General features: G+C 47.8%; 13 protein-coding genes and 1 pseudogene. 11 read left to right on the top strand and 3 right to left on the bottom strand.

Going from position 1 to position 24,073, the window contains the following annotated elements:
- Positions 1–49 precede the first annotated feature (49 nt).
- The 7 genes from Q502_RS10150 (at position 50) to Q502_RS10120 (ending at position 18,118) form a co-directional block, all read left to right on the top strand.
- A complete protein-coding gene (locus Q502_RS10150; RefSeq protein ID WP_099829831.1) occupies positions 50–1,129 on the top strand; it encodes an NAD/NADP-dependent octopine/nopaline dehydrogenase family protein in 1,080 nt (359 codons plus the stop codon).
- Between the two features lies 1 nt (position 1,130).
- A complete protein-coding gene (locus tag Q502_RS10145; RefSeq protein ID WP_099829830.1) occupies positions 1,131–2,741 on the top strand; it encodes a methionine synthase in 1,611 nt (536 codons plus the stop codon).
- A gap of 454 nt (positions 2,742–3,195) precedes the next feature.
- Entirely contained in the window at positions 3,196–6,057 is a 2,862-nt protein-coding gene (locus Q502_RS10140) for a family 16 glycoside hydrolase (protein WP_165775362.1), read from the top strand.
- Positions 6,058–6,288: 231 nt separating this feature from the next.
- A complete protein-coding gene (locus tag Q502_RS10135) occupies positions 6,289–8,385 on the top strand; it encodes an SdrD B-like domain-containing protein (RefSeq protein WP_099829828.1) in 2,097 nt (698 codons plus the stop codon).
- 16 nt (positions 8,386–8,401) lie between these two features.
- Positions 8,402–8,911 carry a hypothetical protein gene (locus tag Q502_RS10130; protein ID WP_099829827.1) on the top strand — a complete coding sequence of 170 codons (510 nt, stop codon included), beginning with the start codon at positions 8,402–8,404 and terminating at the stop codon, positions 8,909–8,911.
- 20 nt (positions 8,912–8,931) lie between these two features.
- Complete coding sequence (locus Q502_RS10125; protein ID WP_099829826.1) at positions 8,932–11,424, top strand: DUF11 domain-containing protein; 2,493 nt, start codon at positions 8,932–8,934, stop codon at positions 11,422–11,424.
- A gap of 97 nt (positions 11,425–11,521) precedes the next feature.
- Entirely contained in the window at positions 11,522–18,118 is a 6,597-nt protein-coding gene (locus Q502_RS10120; RefSeq protein WP_099829825.1) for a DUF11 domain-containing protein, read from the top strand.
- Positions 18,119–18,454: 336 nt separating this feature from the next.
- Here Q502_RS10120 and Q502_RS10115 read toward each other — a convergent pair whose 3' ends face one another.
- Positions 18,455–18,739 (bottom strand): hypothetical protein, encoded by a 285-nt coding sequence (locus Q502_RS10115; protein ID WP_258394236.1) that lies wholly within the window; start codon positions 18,737–18,739, stop codon positions 18,455–18,457.
- A gap of 374 nt (positions 18,740–19,113) precedes the next feature.
- On the opposite strand from Q502_RS10115, the gene Q502_RS10110 reads away from it, so the two are divergent.
- Both Q502_RS10110 and Q502_RS15105 read left to right on the top strand, forming a co-directional pair.
- The gene (locus Q502_RS10110; protein WP_099829824.1) at positions 19,114–19,509 is read left to right on the top strand and encodes a hypothetical protein; all 396 of its coding nucleotides are present in this window, start codon (positions 19,114–19,116) and stop codon (positions 19,507–19,509) included.
- A gap of 124 nt (positions 19,510–19,633) precedes the next feature.
- Positions 19,634–19,789: pseudogene (locus Q502_RS15105) on the top strand (GNAT family N-acetyltransferase); the annotation flags it as partial.
- A 42-nt stretch (positions 19,790–19,831) separates the two neighbouring features.
- Here Q502_RS15105 and Q502_RS10100 read toward each other — a convergent pair.
- Entirely contained in the window at positions 19,832–20,323 is a 492-nt protein-coding gene (locus tag Q502_RS10100; RefSeq protein ID WP_099829845.1) for a peroxiredoxin, read from the bottom strand.
- A 736-nt stretch (positions 20,324–21,059) separates the two neighbouring features.
- Between Q502_RS10100 and Q502_RS10095 the strand changes: the two genes are divergently transcribed.
- Together Q502_RS10095 and Q502_RS10090 are read left to right on the top strand one after the other, a co-directional pair.
- A complete protein-coding gene (locus Q502_RS10095; protein ID WP_099829822.1) occupies positions 21,060–22,403 on the top strand; it encodes a transglutaminase-like domain-containing protein in 1,344 nt (447 codons plus the stop codon).
- A 260-nt stretch (positions 22,404–22,663) separates the two neighbouring features.
- The gene (locus Q502_RS10090) at positions 22,664–23,296 is read left to right on the top strand and encodes a hypothetical protein (RefSeq protein WP_099829821.1); all 633 of its coding nucleotides are present in this window, start codon (positions 22,664–22,666) and stop codon (positions 23,294–23,296) included.
- A gap of 148 nt (positions 23,297–23,444) precedes the next feature.
- On the opposite strand, the gene Q502_RS10085 is transcribed toward Q502_RS10090, so the two are convergent.
- On the bottom strand, positions 23,445–24,050 hold the full coding sequence (locus tag Q502_RS10085) for a GerMN domain-containing protein (RefSeq protein WP_243392310.1): 606 nt from the start codon (positions 24,048–24,050) through the stop codon (positions 23,445–23,447).
- Positions 24,051–24,073: the final 23 nt, after the last annotated feature.

Here is a 24,073-nt window from a genome sequence, read left to right as displayed (position 1 = left end):
CATTTGTTTCTTATTCTTTTTCTGCACAGGGGATTGGGGAGGTGGTTCTATGAAGATAGCTGTAATTGGAGCTGGCAACGGTGGACAAGCTCTTTCGGCGGTCCTTGCGATGCGAGGACATGATGTCTCGCTTTACAACAGGAGTCAAAAGAGAATACTACCGATACTTGATGACCGGAAAATAAGAGTTGAAGGTGAGTCCAGCGGAAAGGCCAAACTCAAGTACGTCGGAACGGATATGAAGAAGGCGATAAATGGGGCAGAGGCAATCATGGTGGTCGTGCCTGCCTTTGCTCATGCTCAGATTGCCGCCGGTCTGGCCGACTGCGTTACGGAAGGGCAAATCATAGTTCTGAATCCGGGCCGAACCGGAGGGGCGCTGGAGTTCGATAAGATCTTCAGGGAGAAGGGCGTTAGAGAGAAAGTGGTAATTGCCGAGGCCCAAACCTTCGTCTTCGCTTCGAGAATTTCTGGTCCAGGGATGGTAAGGATATTCAGGATAAAGAACGCCGTTCCGATTTCTGTTCTGCCTTCAAAGGAAAACGAGGCGATCATGCCAATAATAAGCGAGATCATGCCCGAGTTTACACTGGCGAAGAACGTACTTTACACGAGTTTCAACAACATAGGCGCAGTCTTTCATCCCGGTGCGATACTTATGAACGCCGGTTGGATTGAGACAAAACACGGAGACTTCCAGTTCTACTTAGAAGGCATAAGCCCATCGGTCGCGAGAGCTCTGGAAGCGCTGGACAGAGAGCGCTGCGAGGTCACGAAAACTCTTGGCGTTGAGGCAATGGGCGCCAAGGAGTGGCTTGACTATGCTTATGACGTCAAAGGCGAAGACCTATATACGGCCATTCACAGCAACGAAGGCTACAGAGGGATAATGGCCCCGATAAGCATAGAGAACAGATACATAATGGAAGATGTGCCGATGAGCCTCGTTCCGATCAGCTGCTTCGGAAAGAAGCTCAAAATAGAGACTAAAGTCATAGATTCGATAATCAATATTGCTGGAGCGGTTATGGAGAGAGACTTCTGGAGCGGGGGTAGAAGTCTGGCCAGTCTCGGTGTCGATAAAATGTCTATTGAAGAACTTACCAGGTACGTGGAGGAAGGGAATTGATATGAAGATACTGGCGGGAGCTATCGGGAGCGACATACACACTGCTGGCATTCTGAATTTCCTCCATCTGGCCGAAAGGGAAGGCTACGAGACGACATACATTGGAAGTGTAATCGGCATAGACAAGCTGTTGGACAGTGTGGAAGAGGCTTCGCCTGACATAGTTGCGGTGAGCTACAGATTGGGCAAGGAGTCTTGCGAGCAGCTACTGCGCGAACTGAAACTGTCTCTGGAGAACAGGGGGATCGAGAAAAGACTGATCTTCGGTGGAACGGTTGAGACTGCTGAAATAGCAGAGAGAAGCGGTCTCTTCGAGAAGGTCTTCGATGGCAGCGAGATGCCGGAAGAAGTCGTTATGTTCCTCAGGGGCACGACAGATGCAAAAGGCGAGGTTGATTACCCGCAGTCGCTTCTCGAAAGAATAACATCTAAGAAGCCCTATCCTTTGATAAGGCATCATATAGGCCTGGAAACCGTTGAAGCAACTGAGAAGGCCGTCCGGAATCTCGCCGAATCCGGATTGCTGGATATCATCTCACTTGCCCCGGATCAGAACTGCCAGCAATGGTTCTTTCAGCAGGAGGATATGATCTCTTCCGAAGACGGAGCCGGCGGCGCTCCCTTCAGAACTAGAGAGGATTTTGAAAGAATGTATGAGGCAAGCCGAACAGGGAACTATCCCTTGATGCGCTGCTACTCAGGAACAAGAGATCTTCTGAAGTTCTCTCTTCTCTTCAAAGAGACGCTGAACAACGCCTGGGCGGCGATTCCTCTAACCTGGTACTCGCAGCTAGATGGGAGATCGGATCGCGAACTGCTCGAAGCGATAAGAGACAATCAGGGAGCGATCGCCTGGAACGGAGGAAAGGGCATCCCGGTCGAGATAAACGAGGCCCATCAGTGGGCGCTAAGATACTGCCATGCTGCAGTCGAAGTGACTACCGCCTATCTTGCCGCCCTCTGCGCTAAGCGCCTCGGCGTAGAAGTGTACGTTGCGCAGTACATGTTTAACACGCCACCGGGGATCTCTCCAAGAATGGATCTGGCAAAGGCGCTCGCAAAAAAAGAGTTGATCGAGTCTTTGAAGGATGAGAACTTCACGCCAGTTACGATGGTAAGGCCCGGACTTATGTCTCTTCCAGCCGACCCAAATCTGGCTATGGGTCAGCTGGTAACATCCGTTTATACTGCTATGAACATTGACCCGGAGATTGTTCATGTTGTCGCTTACTGTGAAGCGACAAGAAGGGCCTCAGATGTAGAGATCATAGAAAGCGCGAAGATGGCCAAACAGGCGATAAACGAGGCGATCAAAGGGATTCCCGACTTCAAGCAGGATAAGGAGATTCAGAACCACAAGGAATACCTCAAGAGTGAATCTGCAACGATCATAGAGGCAATGGAGAAGATCAAAACAGGCGAGCTCACATCGCCCGAGACAATTTACACGGCAATCAAACTGGGCATCCTCGATGCCCCGGGTTTGAGCAAGATGTCAGTAGCCAAAGGGGCAGTTCGAACAGCCATTATCGACGGCCAGTCCTGCGCGGTCGATGAGCAAGGAAGGAAGATAGACGAAAGGGAGAGGCTCGCGGACTTAGAAGGTGATTGATGAGCCAGTCACGCGGCGCGGCCAAGAACAGTTGCAAGTTGCCAGTTCCAAGTTGCGAACTCTAGGCACGAAGAAGAACGAAAGATTAGACGCAAGACGCCGGAGAACATCGGCGGACGCAAGGCCGACTTCGTCAAGAATTGATGCTGCTGCGCAGAAAGTGATGCCCGGAGAAACGTCCGGGGACTCTGATGAAGACCATGTTGACCGTCATCGGTTCTCCGTTCTCCGTAAAAGCTGTTTCTTCGGAGAACAGAGGCCGGCCAACGGCTAAGTAAATTCAGACTCCATTTCTAGTATCTTATCAGCCTGAGTTGAGATAGAATAGGTATGTAACATGTTTGTGCGTTGGTTGAATTATAAATTAGAATGATTTAAAAGTATTTACTCATTCTAGCCAATAATACTTCTGAGACAAGACTGAGTATGTTCTCTACTCGACTGTGGGTGAATGATGGAAAAGAGGCTGCTTTTTACAATGGCCCTGTTCCTGACGGGAGTTTTTAGCCTGTCTCTAGCTATAACAAGCTACGTAGACCCGGTGGGATTTCCCGCTCCCTGGCCGGATAATCCAAGCCAGCCGCTAGCTTCTTATGAGTTCAACAGTCTCAACGACCTTATAGATTACTACCCTACGAATTCCTGGAATGTAGCCGGCGGTATTCTATCGCTTACCGCTTCTGGCGAGCGCAGAGCGATACTTGATGGGAACGAAGGCTGGGGCGATTACGTTGTGAGGAGCTTTGGCAGGATCACCGACGGGATTCAGTCCGGCGGCTCCGGTTATGCGATATATGTCAGGGCTACAGGTACTGCCAGGAACATAAACGCCTACGCTTTTCAGGTCGATCCGGGACTTGGGAATAAATTCGCATTGAGAAAGGTCACAGATGGTAGAGAGTCCGGCGTTCTAGCCTCGGGAACGCCTGCCGCAGATTTCGACTGGCTGGAATGGCATGAAGTAACCATAGTGGCCATGGGTAATACATTCACTATGTTTGTCGATGGAATTGAGGTTTTGAGATACACTGACAGCGATAACCCTTTCATGAACGGAAGAGTTGGTCTCAGATCCTGGGGACCGACACAGGTCGAATTTGACTATGTTCGAGTGAATGAAAGCACTTCGGCAACCAACGAGTGGATCCCTTACACTTACTCGAGAGACCCGATTTACGACGCTTCAGGCAATACTGACAATTCTAATGGCGGGACCAGTCCCAGGCAGGAAGCAGATTTCGTCAGTTCTCATAATCTGCCTGCGATACAGTTCTTCGCCGACTGCGACAATCTCATGTTCAGAATGGTGCTTGCCAAAAACCCTCTACAACTACAAGGTTCTGGGACTCCCTATAAATCTTCTACATGGAACATACTTATAGATATAGACGGCGACGGTTATAGAGACTTCGCGATTGAACTCGACGGAACCGACCAAGGAATTGCGCCCGACGATATAAAGGTATATTTCAGCACAATCAAAGACCAGTATCTCTACGATAATGATCTGATCTGGAAACAGGACAGCGCAAAGCACTTGATTAGTCCGACAAACGCCGACGGCGAACCCGGTAGACCGGCAGACTGGGACCGCGATCCCTCGCCTTTGGTATGGGATTTTGGAAGGACCAGAGTGATCAAGTACGTAGATCCCTCGCTCGGCACTGTTTATCTTCTGGATATCCAGGTACCCCTGGCAGCTCTAGACGCTACTTCCAGAGGCGGACCGAAACTCACTGCAGACGATATCTTCCAGCTTGCGTTCACTACAAGTTCGAACACTAACAATCCTTTACAGAAAGACCTTGCATTCCAGGGGACCTATACGATGGCTCTTAATAAACCTATCCCCTTTGGAGACCTTGTGAATTCATGTGGGCATATTTCGCAGATTCCTCTGACATCCAGGATCAGCGTTTCCGGCTGCGGTCCTTCCACGATCGAGGCTTTTGTGCTCGATTCGCATACCGCCGTCTCAGGAGTAATACGTTCGACGGTAACAAGCGTTAAGTTCTACTATTATTTTGACTATAACGGTAACGGAGTTGCCGACGACGGTTTCGAGTGGGTCTTGATCGGAGACGCAACGGCCGTGGACCAGTTTAACCCCTGGAGGTTGCAGTGGAATAATTCTCAGGTTCCTCAGGGAGACTACATAATTAAGGCAGTAGTGAGAGACGATCAAGGCAATACAATGGACTCGTATGTGCAGTACAATAGCGGCGAACTCAGAGAAGTAGCGCTCTTGGAAAATACTTGTAGCAGTATCTCGCTGACAGTCTCCGGAAAAGCCTTTGAAGACCGAGGAGACAATGGTGGGCCTTTTGTTTCGGGTGTCGATCTGCCAAAGACTAACGTTAGGGTGAGAATTTACAGAGAGGCCGACGGTAACGACGCGATCAGTAATGGTGACGTGTTTGTCGCGGAGACTAATACCGATTCCAATGGCAACTACTCTTTCGGACCTTTGCCTCAATATAGATACTACGTCGTTGTGGATTCGAAGAGTGTCGCTCCGACAGCACTCAATTCCGGATTTCCACCTGCGACTCCCTGGGCCGAACAGACCTTCAAACGCGAGTTCAAAGACGGTGCTTACAATGATGTACAGGCCTTTGGCGGTTTAGATCCCTCAATCTCAGACAGATTCGCGACCTGGAGTAAGTCCGTCAGTCAGAGCACCTTTCAGCATTTGTCTGCAGTTGACCTTTCGGAAAGCACTCAATCCGTAAGCGGGATCGATCATGGCTTCTCGTTCAACGTGATTGTCAACACTAACGACACTGGAGATAATGGCTTCAGAGTTGCCGGCAATCAGGGAACGCTGCGACAGTTCGTGCTGAACTCAAATGCAATTGCCGGAGCCAATGCGGCGAGATTCGTCATGCAGACTCCTCAAAATTCATCTTTCGGAAGCAACAGCTGGTGGACGATACAGACTCAGGCAGCCTTGCCGGACATTACCGACACCCAGACAACCATTGATGGCACTGTATACACTGTGCAGGGGAACATCATAAACAGTAACGTCTCAAACTTTGGGGGCGGTCTTGCCGGAATCGATAAAATTGCCATACCCCAACTCAACGGCAAAGAGATCGAGATAGACTGTAACGGTCTAGAGTATGTTCTGAGAACTTCGGCAACCGCGGGAGGATTCTCGTTGAAGAACATCGCCTTCTTTAACGGTGGCGGCACTGTCGGCGACGCTACCGCTCCGGTAATCATTAATGGCCAGAACTTCAATCTTGATAATATTGTGAGCGGGGCGAGAGCCGATGGATCTAGACCTGAAGATAGCAATCTAAACAGATGATACGGTCTGGTTATCAACGCAAGCGGAACTCTAAAAGACTCGTATATCGCTTACAACGGCTCCGGTCTTCTGCTGACTGGAAATACCATAGATGTAAACAGGGTAATTGTACTGGACAACGGCATCGGTCCTTCGGGAACCGACGGAAATGGCGTTTCGATAGTCTCTCCGGCGAGTTCAGTTACTTTAAGAAACTCTATCGTAGAAGCGAATGGCGGAAGCCACGCCGGCGTGACTCACGGAAACGGTGTCTATACACAGGGAGACAAACTGACGCTTCTGGAGAATACAACGATCGTCGATTCAACCGCTTCGGCCATATCTCTCAACGATTCTGTGGGAGCGGTTATCAGAAAGTCAATCATCAACGGCTCTTTTGGCGGTTCCGGTATAAGGGTTAGCAGCGATTCAAGTTATGGCGACTTTTCGCTAAACTCTTTTGGTGATAATCGCGGCCTGGCGATTGATCTTCTCAGAGCGCCATCTTCGGACATGATTGAGGGTGTGAATCCAAACGACGGGCTTCTCAATGAAAGCTATGGTAATACGGGTATCGATCACCCTGTAATAGCTCTGGCAACGCGAAGCGGTAGCGCTCTGTCTATTCAGGGATTTGTAGGTCAGAACACTCCCAGCGCAGTCTTCGCCGGTTCTGTCGTTGAGATATACTCTGCAAGAGCAGGGGACGGAGACTCTTATTCGGGAGAGGACTACGGTGAAGGAATAAAGTATATCGGGTCATTTACAGTAGATTCTCAGGGAAACTTTGAGGGCAATGTCTCCCCTGTCTCTGAGGACACAAAAGTCATAACAGCTATAACCCGTCACGAAAGCTTCAGTAACGTTCTCGGTATTTTTGCTTACAGTACTTCCGAGTTCGGTCCGAATAAATCAGTTGGTTCGGGTCTGAAGATCAGCGGTTACGTCTATGAAGATCTCAATTTCAACAGGACCCGCGACTATGCCGAACCCGGTATTGCGGGAGTCAGGCTGAAGCTCTGGAAGTTTGATGGAAGCGGCTGGACTTTCCAGTCTTACACTCAGACGGACAATGAAGGCTTTTATAGCTTCGATGTTTCGCAGGGAACTTTCAGAGTTGTGGAAGACGCCCAGAATCTCTTCAATTCATCAACTGAAGGATCTGATCCTGTTGGATACATATCCACGACTCCGAACTGGGTTGAAGTGATAGTAGATACAGTAAACAAAACGGCCGATTTCGGTGATTTCAAAGGTTTTATTGTGAAAGGTTTTGTCTTCGATGACACCGGTGCAGGCGTCATCTCTCAGGCCAATAATGCTACAAGAGATCCGGGAGAGGCGGGAATACCGGGAGTGTTGGTTACACTGACAAACGGTTCGGACAAATTTACAAGATACACAGACCAGGACGGTCTTTATAGATTCTTCGTCTCCGGAGATCCTGTCTATCCAATCGTAATAAGAGAGACGGATCTTCCGGCATATACATCAACGGGCGACCATGATAGCGACGGGTCTGCCCCTCTTGAAGAGAGAAATACTATAACGATAAACTCGAGTGTTGATTCTTTTGCCTTCAACAATTTTGCAGATGTGAAGAGACTGCTCATCGAAGGTATAAACACCGTTTCGGGACTTCCGGGAAGCACCGTCAGTATCGATCATTCTCTGTTCGTTGCAACTTATGGTAGCGTTTCTCTGGAGACCATTTCATCTCAAGGCTTTAGTATCGCTGTTTATGAGCTCGATTCGGCAGGGAATGTGCTGGGTCTGTGGGATAACAATATCGCAAGGTCTCCGGCAAGGTACTATTTTAGATTAACAGTCAACATACCCACTGAAGCCATCAGCGGCACGTTCGACGCAATAAAAGTCAGGGCAGTTCAAGACTGGTCTAATTCTGCGGGAAGCGATAGCGCCGAGACTTACGATACAATTACCGTTGGAGCCGAGGGCCTCTCGATACGCAAAGAGACCCGCAATTTCTCGATCTCGGGTGACTGGGGATTGTCATCTGAAGGAAAGCCCGGGGAGATAATCGAGTACAGGATCTCATTTGCCAACAATGGAACTCTTTCGATTCCTTCGGTCGTGATTACCGATCCTCTGGATAGAGATTTGCAGTTACTTCAGAGCAGTTATTCTATGGGCAGTTCACACGGTAACGTGATTCTCTCTGTCGATGGCAGCGAGCATCTGCTGGTCGCCGAAGACGGTGGCGACGCTAATCTTGATTGGGCCTTCTGCGAGGGGGGAGTTCTGACGGTTAATATCACAAAGATACTCGGTGCGTTGCAGCCAGGCTCCTCTGGCTGGCTTATATTCAAAACGAAACTTAGAAGATAATCGGGAGGGGATACAGATGAAGAAGTGTTTCCTTACAATCGTTTTTCTTTCAGCACTCTTTTTACTGGGGTTTGCCAACGAGGAACCTATAAAGGTCAGTATCGAAAGTTATAAGGTCTGGGATTCTCAGAGTGCGACAGAGACATACGAAGAACCCGACGAGGTCTTTCCGGGTGATGAGATTCTTTATGTTCTCACATATGAAAACGTATCGGAATCTACGATCGAAGGTCTCCAGATGATCGCATTGATCCCCGAAGGCACTTTCTATATAAGGGGAAGCGCAACTGGAGAGAAGCGTGAACATCTGGACTGGGAGAGTCGAGAACTAGAGCTCTACTTCAGTTTCGATGGAGGGGAGACTTTCGGAAAACCACCGTTATTCTTTGAAGAAGTGAGGGGGGGGATGGCAGTAAGGAGATTGGTCAATCCTACGGCTTATACAAACATCATGTGGGTCTATGAAAGACAGTTTATGCCATCAGATATATTGAAAGTGCTTTACAGAGTTAAGGTGTCCAATTAAAACACACAGGAGGTGAGTTTATGAGTAAGAAACTTCTACTGGTGCTCCTCGCGGTCATGATAGCTGTTGCCGCGATTGCCGCACCACCTGCCGCCGGCACCAAAATCAAGAACCAGGCCGCGGCTACATATACCGATGGCAGGGGAGTAACCAGAACAATCCTATCGAACCAGGTAATAACCACGGTACTACCGGTCTATTCGGTACTTGTCACACCCGATCTAATAGAACAACCAGGTGCCGCCGGACAGACTATGCAGTTTCAGTTCAGGATCGACAATCTCGCAAACACTGTCGATACTTTCAAAACGATTGTGAATATCGACACCGCATCGACATTTACTCCGCAAAATATCGAAGTCTTCTACGACGAAAATGGCAATGGCGTCGTTGACCCCGGTGAAGAGCTCTGGAAAGAAACAATCCCGATACCATCGGGTGACTTCAGGTACGTCATAGTCAGGTACAGGGTGCCGAGCGCGGCTGCGGCCGGAACCACCGCCACAGTCTATCTTGATGTTGACTCGGCAAGCGATCCGGTAAATGCTTTCGATCACAACAATGCGGCGCGCACAACGGTCTATAACGATGCCGTGCTGACTCTCTTCAAATCTGCCACCCCGCAGGAAGTCAAGGCCGGCGACGAAGTCGTTTACACGATTTCCGGAGCTAACGTAGGTAACAAGGCAGCTTCAGACATAACCATAATCGACGTTCTGCCGGCAAGTCTTGAATATCTTGGCTTCCTTGACAAAGTACCGGCAGGTATGACTGTTGATGTAACAGGCAATACCGTGACCTTGGATATCGCCAGTCTTAATGCAGGCTCGAGTTTCCGGATTAGACTGAGAGTGAAGGTGAAAGACAATACTCTTGCAAGTATCATCGAGAACGTGGCGACGATGACTTACAAGACGACTGCACTGGAGACTGTGAGCAGGAGCTCAAACGTTTCCACTATCATGGTTGGGGGACCGGGCAACGAGACGACTAAGGTCTGGATCGGTCCCAAAGACAATCCCGAAGCGGAAGATCCGAACGATATCACGATAAAGCCCGGTGTTGCCGGTACTCTGGTAGAGTTCACTAATACAGTAAAGAATGCCGGTCTCTCAACGGACATAATAAACATTACAATCGCTGGAGTTCTTCCTGCGGGCCTGGATAATGTTGTCGCTATCTCCTTTTTCACCGAGAACCTTACTCCACTACCAGATACCGACGACAACGGGATGCAGGACACCGGTCCGCTTGCACCGGGAGAGACCTTCGACATTACACTCAAGATCTTCATACCCGCAGATATTGATGTAGGTGTCACCTCGATTACCGCTCTCGTGAAAGCGATCTCCTCGATATCTCCAGCCGCTTTCGATACAACAACAGACATGGTCGAGCCAATAACCTTCCCGTCCGTAAAGATCGGAAATATGTCTGGAACGGCCACCGATACTACTGTAGATAAGACTTCGGTAAACAAAGACGCCGATCCCGGCTCTTATGCATATTTCCCGCTTGACGTCGTAAATAACTCCGATGCTGGCGATACTTTCAGCCTCTCGGCCGATCTTGTTGATGGCTATACGGTGAGGTTCTATATCGATACCAACGGAAACGGAGTTCTCGATCCAGATGAGATGATACCTATAACAAATACTGGTCAGGTATCTCCAAACAGTGGGATCAGAATCATAGCGAGAGTAACCGTCCCCGAAGGAGCCCTTTACACAGGAGTAGCAGTTCCCGTGGAGTTCTTTGCGACTTCTTTGACGAGACCCACAGTTGAGGACTCGCAAATAAACACGATCACTGTGAATGCTGTCAGGCACATTACACTTTTGCCATCCAGAAATGGATCGGCCGCACCCGGGCAGAATATCGACTACGAGCACACTCTGACAAACACGGGTAATGTAGCGGTGACTGTAAAGCTCTATCCAAGCTCGACGAGAGGCTGGGACTTCACTTTCCTTCAGGGCGGAAACCCAGTAAATCTGGATGCAACTTGGACACTCGAGCCCGGCGTTAGCATAACAGGAATATTCAGGCTTGAGGTCCCGAGTGATGAACCTCTTGGCGTGACTGATGTTGCTTATCTGAAGGCCGAGGTTCAGGAGGATACTAACGTTACGGCAACTGTTATAGATATCACGGTCGTTGTATCGGAAAAGGTCACTCTGGAGAAGGCCGTCAATAAGACCGATGCAAAGCCCGGCGAACAGCTGATCTACACTATAACCTATGCCGACACCGGAACGGAACCAATCAATAATCTGATCATCTACGATACGATTCCGTTCTACACCTCTCTTGATCCTGTAATAGTAACCGACACGGTCAACTTCACCGAACCGTCTCAGGTTAGCACCGATTACGGAGTGACATGGGAGGACTGGGCAACATTCGACAAAAGCACTCTTGCCTCTGTAACCACCGTCAAGTGGATAATCGGAACATTGACGGCCGGTCAGTCAGGCACGGTTGTCTTCCCGGTATTGATAGACGGTTATTGATCTAATTGCCATGGCCTTCGGGCCATGGCTCTTCATCTCTGTGATCTCGGGGACAGCTCTTTGGAGATCACAGAGATGAGGACAGCGAGGTGATTAGGTGCGCAGGAAGATCGTAATGCTTCTTATATTAATCTTTGTGACAACTGTGATTGTCCCGGCACCGGCTGCCGGTTCTAAGATAGAGAACTTTGCCTTTGCCAGATACAGAGATATCGATGGCAATCACATTACGATCTTCTCGGATAAGGTCGTCACTACGGTATTGCCCGTCTATGGTTTCACGATAAAGCCCGACGGGACATTCGAGAAACCCGGTCAGGAAAGAGAGGGTTTCGAAGGAAGCACAGTTGATCTAAACTACGTGGCACGAAATTTTGGAAACAGCCCGACAACCATCTCGCTCTCAGCCTCTCAGATCTTTGGAGACGGCCCCTCGGGGACCCCGGTGCTTAGAGTTATCGGTATTTATCTCGATGAAGGAGAAGAGGGTATCTCGGGACAGGCAAAAACACCGGTAAATAGTGTCGACCTCGAAATCGATGGTTCAAAAAAGCTGATAGTAAGAGTTATCCTCGAAGAGACCGGTGATTTGACCGATAAAGGTTTTATCAACATAGTCGGAATAGACCCGGCCGGCAACACCGATGACGACAACATAGCCCAGATAAAGGTGGAAGAGAAGGAGATTGTCGTCTCCACAAAATCCAGACTCCTGGAGACCGTTCTCCCGGGTAGCTCGCAGTCCTTCTCGGTGAGCCTCACAAACAATTCGGAGTACGAATTGGACAGCCTCGTTCTCAAAGACTTCATAGACTACGGGGGCAACCTGGTTGACGGAGTTCTCGATTCCGCTTCTCTCTTTTCAAATTACGATTTCTCCGCCCGCTACTTCGATGGTCTGGATTGGTTGCCCGAGCCGCCACAGAACGATGAAGAGATAAAGGGCTTCGAGCTCACCTTCGGTCCGGTTAGTCCAGGGCAGTCTGTCGAAATATCTTTCGATGTCTTCTTCCCAAAGAACGTTGCGGCAGGCAGGCGCTACAACACCGCCAGTGTTTCTTACTCGAGGCTTGGAACAACATGGTCCTCAAAGACAAATACTGTCGATTTCACCATTCCGGCTCTGGGAGTCCCTCTTCTAGGTCCTTTCGGATACCCGGACGCGCCGGAAATGACTCCTGAGGACACTACGGTCAGCACTATTACGGTTTTCGATGGTGATACTGTCATATTCCGTCATACTCTGAAGAACGACGGAAACGCGCCGGGTGTAATGGATCTGCTTATCGAAAGTGCCAACTTTCAGCTAGACGGCTGGGGATTCGTCTTCAAAGACGATACGGGAGTTCCTCTGACGGACACAGACGGAAGCGGTTATGTGGATGTCGGGGTCGTTGCTCCCGGGCAAGAGGTAGATATAATACTGGAGGCAACTATTCCCGAAGGCGTTAGCGGCAGTAATTTCGAGAAAGGCTTTAAGTTCATACCCAAAACCGTAATGGGCAACGAGGAGAACAGAACGATAGATATAATTCCACATATCAGGAAGTCAGACAGTCTAAGCATATCCAAAGTCGTTCTCTCGAGCTCGCTTTTAATGCCAAAGGCCGAAGTGCGTTTCCTTATCTCGGTGGAGAACGAGTCTGAAAGTTCGACCGGAAAGATCACGGTTAGCGATCCTATTTCCTCGCTCCTTTCGGCTCCGTACGAAATTGAGGTTTCAAAAGAGGCTACGGTTTCATTCAACAGTCAAGAGAGAATACTCACGGTCGAGTTCGACTCTCTTGATCCTCTGGAGAGTGTGGAGATTACCTTTAAATGCACTACGGTTGACGGTCTCGCTGAAGGGACCGTAATTGAGAACACGGCAACCGTCTCCGGCGATGGAACTTTCGAAGACTCAGAAAGGGTCTCCGTGAAGATCTTCCACGGTAGTCTGGAGCTCGTGAAGCTGGCCTCTCCTTCGATCGTTGAGCTGGGGTCGGAGATTACCTACACTATCGAGGTGTCAAACCCCAGTACCATAGCAACTGTAACTGAACTCAGGCTGGAGGATAGAATCCCGCCGGGGACCTCTTACGTCGAGGGAAGCGGAAGCATCGACGGCGAACCCGTAGAGCCTCTGATACTTGAAGATATGCTGATCTTCGATAATCTTAGAGACCTGAAGCCTGGAGAGAAGTCCAGGGTAGTTTACCGTCTGAGACTCGACGAGTTTACCGGAGAATTCCTGAAAAACATGGTCAGGGCTATCGGTACGATTTTATCCGAAGAGTACAGCACGGAAGTGGTAACAGAACCCTCTGTCGTCGACGTGCGCGTCTTCAGGCCTATGAATACGGGCACTGGAATCATAGGCAGGATTTATGTAGATGAAAATGGAAACGGCTTCTACGATAAAGATGACAGCAAACCTCTGCCCGTCAGACTGCTCCTTCAGGACGGTTCCTTCGTCGTTACGGATAAGGACGGACTGTTTCATTTCGACAGGCTGAAACCGGGGCTCCACATCGTCAAGGTAGATATTGACGTGACGCCTTACAGGCTTTCGCCGAATCAGGATAGCCGATCGCTTGGAGACGACAGATCTTTCATGATCGAGACGCTGCCGGGAATGTACACTATCATAGATATACCGCTGATCCACAGGGAGAGAATCGTTGAGACGATAACATATAGAAATCCGCTGACTCTCAAAGGCTTTGACGCCGCGTCGCTAATAGTCTCTGGAAATCAGAGTCTAGATCCCTCCATGTTCTCCGATTACGGTTATATAGTCACACCGTTGAACGGACAGGAATTTGTCGGCGTTGACAGACTCATGGTAGAGGTGGCAATGCCCATAGAAAGCCGCCACACTCTCTACGTAAACGATATTGTCGTTCCCGAGAGCCAGATAGGTCAGAAGGCCAACGACGCAGACGGCCTCTGGCTTTTTGTGAAGTACTTCAATGTGAAGTTGAATCCCGGAAGGAATAGAATAAGGCTAGACTGGCAGGATGGAACTGCAAAAGGCAGCAAGGAGATAGAGGTATATCTCTCCGGAGAGCCCTTTGAATTCAGAGTCTCGACCGAGCCACTTATACTCACCGCCGACGGTGTGACAGAGGTACTGGTCGTAATCTCGCTGGTCGATGAAAGGGGCGTCCCATCATCGGTCGGTGGAACTCTCATTATTGAAGGTCTCGATTCGCATATCGTCCTGGAACCCTCCGACTGGGACGGAACGAGACTGAAGCTCGAAAATGGCGTCTCTAAACTTAAATTGAAGCCCACGGCTCAGGCTTATGCAGTAGACTTCTCTGTAAGGTACGGTGATCTGTCTAAAGATGTTCGTCTGGAGTATGCAGTCGAATCGCGTCCACCGCTTATAACAGGAAGCACACAGCTTCAGTACAGCTTAAAAGATCGTTCGCTGTCCTTTGAAGGCGGTGTTTTCGGTCGCCTCAATATCGATAAAGGTTTGCTTACCTTCCGTTTCGGTGAAGAATCGTCGGCCGATTTCGATACGTATATCACCCATGGCGACGAATCGATAAAGGGTACGCTAGCTCCCTCATCTCGCCCGTATTTTCTGCGCTATGAAATCGGGCATTTCAACGTTCAACTTGGAGACTATACGTTTGAAACCCGCGGAAGCACGGGCTTTCTGTCAAGTGGAACGGGTCTTTCCAGCGAATACAGCGGCGATGTCTTTTCCTACAAACTCTTCGTGAATCCAGTTTACAGGGGAAAGAGGACCGAGGAGTTCAGGGGAGAGGGTATACGAGGTCCTTATTACCTGTCTGAAGTACCGGCTTCGGGGGGCGAGACTATAAGCCTAATCACCAGAGACAGCGAAGGCGAGATAATCACTCGACGGGTTTTGAGAAGGGGAGAAGACTACACCCTCTACAATTCGAATAGACTGCTGATCTTCAGTAAACCTGTTCCTTATTTCGATCTGGACTTCAACCCGGTGTGGATCGAGGCAGTTTATTCTACCGATTCGACCTCGCCGGGAGATCTCGACATGATGGCGTATCTAACTTACTCTTCTTCGGGCTGGAAGTATACCCTGACCGGACTATTCAGAGGCCTAAGTGAAGGCTACCGGTTTGCGTCTTTGAAGGTGGACGGAAGCATTTCCGAAGGCCTTTCGCCTTCGTTGGAACTGCTGGTCTCCTCGGACACCGGAGACTTCGGATTTCGGGCCGCAGGGGCGCTGAAGTTTGTGAGCAAGACGGTCGTCGGTAATCTGGAAGCTCACCTGGACAGAGACTTCAAGGCGCCGGGCAATTCCAGACCCTTTTCAGGCTTCGGTTTCAGTCTTGAACTCAATCCAAAGGTATTTGAGCTGAAGCTGCTCTCGGGATACAGCTTCGATGAAAAGGCTAAGACGGGAACCCTCTCGCTTGAGCTGCTGAGAGACTTCAAAGCAGGTCAGGTTATGACTGAAGTCTCGCTCAAGGAGTCTCTGATACATAAGCAGGACGGTCTGGAAAATGAAGTCCGGCTCACCGCAAGACCGAGGTTATCGCTGGACAAGACCAGGCTCAGCGGGGAAATCAGTCTGGGACTTAGAGGAGTCAGTCCGGTCGCGGGTCTCTCTTTGAGGACCGACTTTGGTATCGGCGAGTCTCTCTTTGCAGGAGGAGATGTAGTATTTGACTATTCCGGAGCGGGCAGGGTAAAACTGTCGCTGACTCCATACATATTGAAGAAACTTGGCAAGGTCTCTATAACAGCAAAAGAGAAGATAGAGTTTCTGCCGGATCTAAGGTTCACCACAATTATCGGCTTTGGCTATACGCTGGATACGGGGAAGATAGATCTCGAGGCGATTCTTTCGGACAGGGTCTCGATTGGAGCCGGTTACACTGCCTCCTATTCTCCGGGCATCGTCAATCTGGATTTCCTCTTACAGGGCAGACACACTCTCGTTGGCTCGAACACCGAGGACTTCTACGCCCTGCATGTAGGTATAGAGAACCGTGAGATTGAGTCCCTCAAACTCAGGCTGGATACAGATCTAAGATTTGACACCGGATTCGCCCTGTCGCGATTTCTTATAGAGAGCCGGGGAGAGTATCTCGATCTTGATAGGCTTAGACCGGCATATCACATTCTCTTCACGAACGACCTGAAGACCCAGAGCAGCAGATTTGAAGTCCAGGCCGGCCTCGCATATGTTCCCCAGTTGAGGAGCCCTCTGGCTCTCCTTGCGGAGGGAGCTTACTATATAAGCAGAAACGGAGAAGAAACGACTTCCGAAGGCCGACTGACTCTTGACACTGTCTTCTGGTATGATAGAACCTTCAACTTCGCTCTGACCGGGGAGATATATCTCAAGAAAAACATGGTTTACACAATAAACGGACTCAGAGCAGAGAAGTCTTTTGCAGATCTCTTCTATATCACCGGTGCCGGATATCTTGTAAACGACAATAGAGGCGGTTTCTATAACAGATTCATAGTCCAGGCCGGTCTCACCCTGTGGCCGGATACAGTTGTCTACGCTGGTTATGGCTTCGGTTCGCTAAAGGAGAGCTTCCTTGGAAATTTGAGAAGGGACGGTTTCTACTTTGGAGTAAAAATCAAATTAGACGACAGCTGGTTCTTCAAGAGCAGAAACACCGGAAAGTTGAACCTCTACTTCTTTCTCGACAAGGATCTCGATACAAAATTCGATACAGGTGAGATGCCCACAAGTGTCAAGGTGAGAATAGATGGAGAAGAGTACGAGAGCGATGAAAATGGAGTCATATCTGTCGAGTTGCCCGTCGGTCTTTACAGAGTCGAACTCGTCGAATACCCCGATTCACTTGTTTCGTTGCTTAAGGATTCTCCGGAGCTTCATGTAACAGAGTACGGATCCAGAGACTTCTATTGGCCGTTTATGGAGTCACCGGCGTACGTGGACATACGTATCTTTGTCGACTCGAATTCTTCGGGCACATACGATAAGGAAGAGGAATACCTGAAGAGCTTCTCTATCAACATAGGAGAGGACGTAGTGTTTACAGAAGACGGAACACTTACCATCCCGGTCTCGCCGGGAATTATAAGAATCTCGCTGGATCTGGCCTCGCTCGGTTCGGGTGTCAGTATCACGACCGGTTCTTTGAACAGACAGCTAGAGCTGAAGCCGGGAGAGAGGAAGAATGTCGAATTTGGTGTCGCCTTCCAGCGGAAAATCGAAGTGGTCCTCTTCAGAGACCTGAACGCGAACGGTCTGAGAGAGAGCGACGAGCCCCTTCTGGATGCTTCAGGTATTCTAACCATAGGCGGAAAGCCCTTTAGAATAGGTTCCCAAACGGTCCTTGAGGGTGTTCCTGCCGGTGTCAGCAGGGCAAGTCTGACTATGGACAGGGGCTTTGAAAGACTGTTTTCTCGGACTACACCTATTGAAACAATAGAAGTGAACGAAACGGGCGATACTCTGGTCGCGATTGGATTCGCTCAAAGGAGCTCACTGAACATATCTTTGATTGACGAGACAGGAGATTATTTGTATGAAGTGGTTAGTCTGAATGTCGATGGAATCGAATTCCAGGTCTTTGGAATGATCGAACTGGTAGGACTTGTCTTTGGGGAACACTCCATCGAAATAACAGACTTGCCAAAGGGATATACTGTCTCAGAAAATCTGAGGACGATATGGCTCGAACCTGGTAAGAACGGTGATCTAACGATTTCAGTCGAGAAAAAATAGTATTCACCTATTTTCGAGTGCTCGAGCCTGGCATCATATAATAACAAGCATATCGATACGTTGAATGATCGGAGATATTGACGTCAGATAGCATCTAAGTTCACCAGACGACAACAATCGCAAGAAAAAGGCTTCGAAGTTTGCTGCAATTGTTGCGCTTTGCAGATTATACTGTGGTCCAAGAAAACCTGAACTTAGTGCTCTCATTGCTTTTGAAGTGCTCCATCGCCAGACCTTTCAAGAGTTAGTTTAGAAATCGCTGCCCCACTTAAGAAGCAGATAATTGCAGGAATGAGAACTTAGACTCAACTTTGACAGCAACGAATCTAAAAACAGCTAAACAAGGGGAAAAATGAAAAGTAAAACAGACGTACCACCACAGTGGTATATTATGCAATCTCTTTGAGTAGATCCGGGGGTCTTATTTTGAGTGCTTTGAAAGCGTCGTAAGCATTGCCCATCATTTCTCCTTGCAAGAAAGCGTTTGCCTTCTACCGTTAGCTCAACTGCCCTTATCTCTTTCAAGTCTTCGAGTATTTCTGCGTAAGAGAAAGCACTTCCAATCTCTTTCAGCTTTCTGCATAAGGCAGTCTCCATTACAAGCGCAAGGAAACAGATCATTATGTGGCCCTTCACCTGTTTTTGGCAAGTAGGAAATGGCTCTTCCTCAATAAGTAAGAAAGGAGTGTTCTATTTTGCCTGTTATGCCAGAAACACTCGACTTTAAGTAGATTCTATTTTGATGCATTAACTCTCTCTTGAGTAGATTTAATTATGATGCATTACGACGCCGGATCTGAGATAGAATATGCGTTATACGCTTGAATGACGGTGGTGTCGCGTGATAAAGAAGGTAGACGACACAATCCTGAAGAGTTTCATAGAATACAGTCGTCGTGTGGGACCAGAACACGACGATTAATATCTTCCTTCCGACGACTTTGTTGCAGATGAGAGACTTCCCTCTGTAGTACTCTTAAGTGAAGATGGGATGTTTGCTGCAGAATATAAGTACCGGGAGAGTAATTGGAGCAGCTTCACTGATCCTTGAAGAACCTTATAGAAAGGCTGGAAAGGGAAGGTTCATGATCTTTCATTCAGAAACTTCGCAAGTCGGTGCTTACAGGTCGCTTCTGAATTTCATTTCCGGTATGATTTCCGAAGTTGACGAAGTATATCTCTTCGTCTCACCCGGGCGACCGGTTCAGAAAATCCTTGAGGAAATCGGTTTCTCCATAGAAAGATACTTCTTCGTCCTAAAAGGAGGGCTTGAGCACGTTTCACTCGACATTCCCAAGGAAATCAATTCACAGATTTCTCGATTGACCTTCGTGGACAGGCATACTGTCGTATTATCAACTCGGCCTTCGCTGAAATTGCAGGTCACCTAGACATCACCGAGGACAAACTGAGAGAATTGACTTCAAACAGAAAGGTACCTGATTCCGGTATCCAGCTTCTTCTTAAGGGGAATGAGCCTATCGGGCTCTTCTTCTAAGAAATCAACGTGGATATCTGGAAATCGTTCCCATAGCAGCTCTGCCGCGCTTTCAGGGGCATGAATTCGGTAGGTTATTAATGCGAAAGGCATTACGGCTTTCGCTGAAACACAAACTTGAAAGTGCCCTTTCGGTGCATGCGGCAAATGAAAAGGCTCTATCTCTCTATTTAAAAGAGGGTTTCGAAAAGATGTATAGCAAGGTTTGCTACAGACTACTTCAACTTGCTTATGAAATTCAGGACTTCTTGTGCGTGACCCTTTGCTTTAACGCCTCTATACTCCCTAATGAGAACCCCTTCTTCGTCAATAATGAACGTCGATCTCTCAGTTCCCAGATACTCCTTACCGTACATCTTCTTCGGCTTAATCACGTCAAACAGCTTGTGTATCTCTTCATTCTTATCGCTTAGAATGGAGAAGTTTAGATCAAGTTTGAGTGCGAAGCCTTGATGAGACTTTTGACTGTCCCTACTGATTCCTATTACAACCGCATTGTTACTGGCAAATTGATCCGCTAGATCTCTGAAGTTTTCCGCCTCAAGAGTACAACCCGAAGTATTGTCTTTTGGGTAGAAGTATAGAACGACTCTCTTGCCCAAAAAATCCGACAATGACACTTCAGTTCCGGTCTGATCGGGCAAAGAAAAATCGGGAACAGCTTTGTTCAACTCGATTTCTGCCACATTAGCACCTCCGGAATTCATATTGGCTGCCAACTACATACTCTTCACTTGACCAAAGCTAGGCGCCGTCTCTTCAACAACCATTATATGACAAATTCCCCTACTCTTTCCGAACGCGGAGCTCTCTTTTCCTGCTCGGCATTATTTGAGTTCTCGAGTTACATTCATCCTATACTGATCAATTAAGAATGCCTTCTATTAACTGTCGCAGGAACCTGTATTATAACGAAAGAGTACCCTGAGCATGGATCTCTACCAGTCTAGAATACGTTCTAGTGATCTGTGAATGAATGCGGCGCACATACAAGATCAAAACAATGGCATGAATCGAACTTCCCCCGAAATCCAAGGAGAATCAATGATTGTTTAGGTTTAGTGAGCGTATCAAGTTCAGTGCTTGTATTTAAAAAACGGAAAGTGAGAATTCGGCAATTCAAGACAAAAGAAACACTGATTTCCGTTTCGGGGTAATCGTCTTTCACAGGATTATTCCCTTGCGAGCTCAATGACATAATCCGTTCATTGACAGCATTCAACGTAAATTCAAAAGGCTTACATTGACTTGGCATGCTGATTCTCACTCGATGGGCAGTTTTTCTGGCACAGAATTGCTTAGGCTTATTCAGTGGAGAAAATTCCACCCCTAATATCTCAAAAGAATAGCGGTCTCAGAACGGAGACCGCCTTTTTTTGGAAAGACCTTGCAGCTGATATAATCATCTTGAGTTCACAGGTCGTACTGAATGGGGGGACGGATATGAAGTTTCTTGCGGCACAACTTCCGGAGAAGATAAGCTTCTTCGAAAGTATTGGGGATTATGACGGCGCTTTAAAGGAGATAGAGATCCAACTTGATGATTATCTCCCTTCGATAGTGATTGAAAGACTAAGGTGGGAAAGAGAGAGAATCGTAAGGCTCAAAAACAACTATCCCTATTCGGCTTCAGAGGCTCTGGGGATTCTCTCAAGAGATCTTGAAGGATTCACTGGAGGGGAATTCGATTCTCTCAACAGCGCCAGAAAGCTCGACTCCATGATTTTCGACGGTGAAGAGAAATTCGAGAAGAGATTCGATAAGAACCTCCTATTCACGATGCCAGAATACGAGAAGCGACTGAAAAGCAAGAACACAGAAAGGGAAGCGACCAGAGTCTCTCTTCACAAAGAAATAGATCGACTGATAAGTGAAAGGCAACCCGCAAGATTCAGAGTAGTTGCAAAGTCATCGATTTCCGTCGAAGGTTCCGATGAAAGTGTCTATCGTTGCTGGTTACCTGTATCCAGAGTTGGAGATCAGGTGTCTTCAACGAGGATCTTGAGTTCAAGCCACAGCTATTTTCTATCACCGGCTGACTACTCTCAGCGTACTGTATACATGGAAGCGGCTGCAAAGAACGATACGGTTTTCAGCATCGAATATGAATACGAAATCTCCGAAATATCTACTTCCCTAGACCCCTTTAGCTGTGTAGAACCTGACACAAAGAGATTCTCGGGCTATCTATGCGAACAAGCTCCTCATGTAGTCTTTTCGCCTCTACTCAGATCTTTGGCGGAGGAAATTGTCGGGAGCGAAAATAACCCTTATTTCATCGCGAAGAGTTTTTACGACTGGATATGTGAAAACGTCAAGTCCACTTTTATGAGTGAGTATGCACTCTATCCGAATCTCTCCGAATTCGCAGCCGTCAATCTTAGAGGCGACTGCGGAGTGAAGGCTCTCTTGTTCATTACCCTTTGCAGGATTAAAGGTATTCCTGCCAGATGGCAGTCCGGATGGTTTGCAGCTCCTTTGGGTGCCAGCCCTCTTGACTGGGCGATGTTCTGGGTTGAGCCTTTCGGCTGGCTGCCTGTAGACTGTTCATTTGGAGGGTCAAGAAAAGATATACCGGCATACAGAGAATTCTATTTTGGTAATCTCGATGCATTCAGAATGGTTTCTAACTCAGCTTTCATGTCTCCCCTTGTGCCTGCCAAGAGATTCTATAGATCTGATCCTTACGATAACCAGGTAGGGGAAATTGAGACCGAGTCTAGAAACTTGAGGTCAAATGAGTGGGAATACTCACTGGAGATTTCATCGTTTGAAAGAATATTGTGACTCCTCCTGAAGTTGAAATTACCCGGCGAGACTAAACTTGTTGTTTTGCCTTGATACTCGATTGCTATCAAAGACAGCTCTAACTGCCTGTGAATATGGTTAAACGAAATTTGCTCCGATCAACTCAGTTAACTCTCTGGTCTTATATGCTTGCCTTAAAGATGTCCATGATTTAGGCTTCCCCACTATTTCCAGCTGAAAGAAAGTAAGGCAATTGCTGGTAAACTTACTTGTATTCATTCCAATTTAGGAGGCTTTCTATGAAGAAGACACTGATTTTGGTGTCACTACTGATTGTCTTTGCCAGCTCGGCTTTTTCACACATTCCCTTTTTCCTTACTCCTGAAGACTTTGTGGAAGGATCATATCTTGTAAAAGAAATCGATCTTTCCCAAATCTATTACTACATTTTCTCATCAGCGGAGAAGATCAGATTTGTTTTCGAAGGGACCGCCGGCCAACAGTTTCATATGCTTTTTGGAGTACCAAAGGAAGCTGACAATATGAAATCAACTGCAGATTTCCGACCGAATCTGACATTTTATGGTCCAGATCGAGAGGTTCTCGAAGACTTCTTCCTCGAAAGCACAGAACCTGAGATAATGTACGAGTTTTTTGGCGATACTTACTCATATCTTTACGTCAGGCACGACTCAGAGCTCACTAAAGAGGGGATCTATTCTGTTGAAATTGAGGCTGAAGGTTCCGGAAGGGCATGGATAACTTTCGGAAAAAAAGAGAGATTCACGGTAGCCCAGATAGCAGCTGTCCCAAGGTGGATTAGAGAGATGAGAGCTTTCCATTATCATACTGGACTCGCAAAGTGGGAGAAATACGGTCTTGGAATAGTAGGAATCATAGGTACGACTCTCATAATACTTGTCTTTTTCTGAATGAAAAGGAATAGCAGAGCAAAGATAGACAACGAAAAAAACGCCCATCTTCGGACGTCTTAGTAGTTATTGTACCACGGATATTTGTTAAAGTCAATTGCTTGGCGCATTACCACATAGTAAACTTCAGTTTCAGCTCGCACTCACTCTAGGGTTGGAAGATGTTTTCGGGTTCTAAGACAACACTTTTGACGGTATCAAACTGCAGTGCAGTCTTCTCAATCTGTGCCTTCAGGAGGCTCACTCTGCACGATCCACCTGAAGTGAATCCCGAAGGATCCGAGAATCTCAGATAGAGAACTCCATTTTCCAGCTTCGCTCCAAGAAACTGAAGCTCTCTACCAGGGAATTCCGTCTTGAACCCGAGGTCTCGTTCTGCCTTTGTCAGTTCACCTCTTATAAGAAGACGTACAACGTCGTTAATTGGAGACTGAGAAACCGGAATTGTTCTTTCTACAGGGATAACAGCTTCTATATCGCAAGCTATTTCACCGTTCATCAATCTGTCTAGAAGCTCGTTGTAATAGTAAAGATTAACGTTCATAGTTCTCTGTACACCCGTTACAGCACTTATCTCCAGTTCAAGTGCCGCCTGATGCTTTTCGAAGTTCGCAATCTTGTCCGCAAGATTCTTCACCTTTCCCAGTTGAACAGCAAAAAGCACAAGAAGAAGGATTGAAAGCCCCAAAAAAACAACAACGGCTACCCTAAGAAATGGGAAAGATTGCTGCTTCTTAACCCTCAAAGAACTCACCTCTCAATCAATATCGAATCAAT

The organism is Mesotoga sp. Brook.08.YT.4.2.5.2. (genome assembly GCF_003351125.1).
GTDB lineage: Bacteria > Thermotogota > Thermotogae > Petrotogales > Kosmotogaceae > Mesotoga.
The sequence above is the reverse complement of the archived record's forward strand: the minus strand, read 5'-3'. Positions and strand labels throughout refer to the sequence as shown.

Coding starts and splice junctions, on each gene's coding strand:
- Q502_RS10150 (WP_099829831.1), top strand. CDS start 50: ATGAAGATAGCTGTAATTGGAGCTGGCAACGGTGGACAAGCTCTTTCG.
- Q502_RS10145 (WP_099829830.1), top strand. CDS start 1,131: ATGAAGATACTGGCGGGAGCTATCGGGAGCGACATACACACTGCTGGC.
- Q502_RS10140 (WP_165775362.1), top strand. CDS start 3,196: ATGGAAAAGAGGCTGCTTTTTACAATGGCCCTGTTCCTGACGGGAGTT.
- Q502_RS10130 (WP_099829827.1), top strand. CDS start 8,402: ATGAAGAAGTGTTTCCTTACAATCGTTTTTCTTTCAGCACTCTTTTTA.
- Q502_RS10125 (WP_099829826.1), top strand. CDS start 8,932: ATGAGTAAGAAACTTCTACTGGTGCTCCTCGCGGTCATGATAGCTGTT.
- Q502_RS10115 (WP_258394236.1), bottom strand. CDS start 18,739: ATGATCTGTTTCCTTGCGCTTGTAATGGAGACTGCCTTATGCAGAAAG.
- Q502_RS10100 (WP_099829845.1), bottom strand. CDS start 20,323: ATGAATTCCGGAGGTGCTAATGTGGCAGAAATCGAGTTGAACAAAGCT.
- Q502_RS10095 (WP_099829822.1), top strand. CDS start 21,060: ATGAAGTTTCTTGCGGCACAACTTCCGGAGAAGATAAGCTTCTTCGAA.
- Q502_RS10090 (WP_099829821.1), top strand. CDS start 22,664: ATGAAGAAGACACTGATTTTGGTGTCACTACTGATTGTCTTTGCCAGC.